Annotated in this window: 3 protein-coding genes; all 3 read right to left on the bottom strand. The window is 72.3% G+C overall.

Features of this window, described 5'->3' with window-relative positions:
- Positions 1-135 precede the first annotated feature (135 nt).
- Genes AC08OO_RS22560 through AC08OO_RS22550 form a run of 3 tightly spaced genes read right to left on the bottom strand, consistent with a single transcriptional unit; the run spans position 136 to position 1,441 of the window.
- Positions 136-444 carry an HNH endonuclease gene (locus AC08OO_RS22560; protein ID WP_011435642.1) on the bottom strand — a complete coding sequence of 103 codons (309 nt, stop codon included), beginning with the start codon at positions 442-444 and terminating at the stop codon, positions 136-138.
- Positions 441-875 carry a hypothetical protein gene (locus tag AC08OO_RS22555; protein WP_011435641.1) on the bottom strand — a complete coding sequence of 145 codons (435 nt, stop codon included), beginning with the start codon at positions 873-875 and terminating at the stop codon, positions 441-443. The genes AC08OO_RS22560 and AC08OO_RS22555 overlap by 4 nt, the downstream gene beginning before the upstream one ends.
- Positions 872-1,441, bottom strand: a complete 570-nt coding sequence (locus tag AC08OO_RS22550) for a hypothetical protein (protein WP_476610073.1) — start codon at positions 1,439-1,441, stop codon at positions 872-874. The genes AC08OO_RS22555 and AC08OO_RS22550 overlap by 4 nt, the downstream gene beginning before the upstream one ends.
- Positions 1,442-1,547 lie beyond the last annotated feature (106 nt).

The raw sequence follows: 1,547 nt of genomic DNA, 5'->3' as shown, positions 1-1,547 counted from the left end.
GGGGTCGATCCGCCCAGCTCAGGACCGACAGTCGGATCGAATGGGCCGTACACGTCCAGATCGGGGTGCCGGCCGGTTGCCGATCGACCTGCGGATCGGGTTCCCGTCGGCCGTCACGTGACGACCGGCCGGAGGTCAGGCCGCGATGGGGCGGTGGTTCACCGGCTTCATCGGCACCCGGTACACCGGCACCGGCGGCGCACCGGCGCCGGTCGTCAGGGTGCCGGCGGCGCGGCGCGCCACCCACTCCGCGACCGACAGCGCACCCTTCGACGTCCCGCACGGGGTGCACGCCGGGATCAGGTTGAAGCGGCTGTTCGTGCCCCCGGCGGCGCGCGGCACGAGGTGATCGAGATGATCGGCGGCGGCGGTCAGGCAGTAGCCGCACCGGCCCCCGAACGCGGCGAACAGGTGCCGGCGGGTCGACGGGTTCCCGACGCTCACCGGGCCACCGCCTGCAACGGCGGGCGGGAGGTGAACGCGGAGCCGAACACGTCGGAAAGCAGATCGGCGTAGAACGGCGACAGGCCGGCAGTGTGGCCGTTGCGCCAGCGTCTCACGGTCCGCTTCACGCTGTCGTTGTCCGGAAGCCTCACCCCACGGCGCCCGGCGGCGCGGCGCAGTTCGACGATGAGACGGCCAGTGCTCCACTTCCGGTCCTCGCACAACCGGCGCACGTCGCTGGCCGTCAGACCCAGCTCCCCCACCGCCGAAGCCGGGACAGCGTCGGCGGCGTTGACGACCAGGTCGTGCAGACGCAGCGCCTCGGCGGCAAGCCACCGCAACGCCGCTGCGACATCCCCCGCCGGGTAGCCGGCGGGCACCGGGACGCCCCCGGCCGGCGGCGCGGCATGCTCCAGGGCCGGGATGCTCACCGCACACCCGCCAAGGCGCGGATGTCGGCGGCGAGCATGCCGGCCACGGCCCGGCGGCAGAACGCCGGCCAGGCGTGGGCCTCGGCGTCCCACTCCGGCGCATCCACGTACGGCTCGGCGGCGGCCTGGCGGAAGGCGTCGATCCCCCGGGTGTACGCAATCCGAGTGATCTCGTACCGGACGTCGTCCGGCGTCGCCAGATCCTCCGCGAACAGGTCCGACATCTCCATCAGACCGGCGGCAAGCTCGTCCGCCGTGAGCTGCTCGATACCCGAGCTGACACCCTCAGCGGCCAGCATGTCCGTCACCGCGCGCCGGCAGAACAGCACCCACTCGTCCCCGCGCACGTTGGCGTCCGCCAGCCGTTGCCAGGTCTGGTACACCGCCGTCATCCCGCGGGCGGCAACCTGGTACTCCACCTCGTACCGCACCAGCTCCGGGGTAGCCACGTCATCCCGGCCGATGACGTCGGCATCGACCAGCGCGGCCACCATCACCGCGTACGTCAGCGGCACTCGCGCGGACAGGTAGCCACGGGTCGGCCCGTACTCCCCCTCCTCGAACATCGGCGGACCACCAACAGGGCGACCCCCGACAGGACTACCCGCGGGCATCGACCCGACCGGACGCGCGGAAGTACGCTCAAGAAGCATCGTTCGGTTCCTCTCACCA

The organism is Frankia sp. CeCAU1 (genome assembly GCF_977971845.1).
This window is presented reverse-complemented; position numbering and strand designations above follow the sequence as displayed.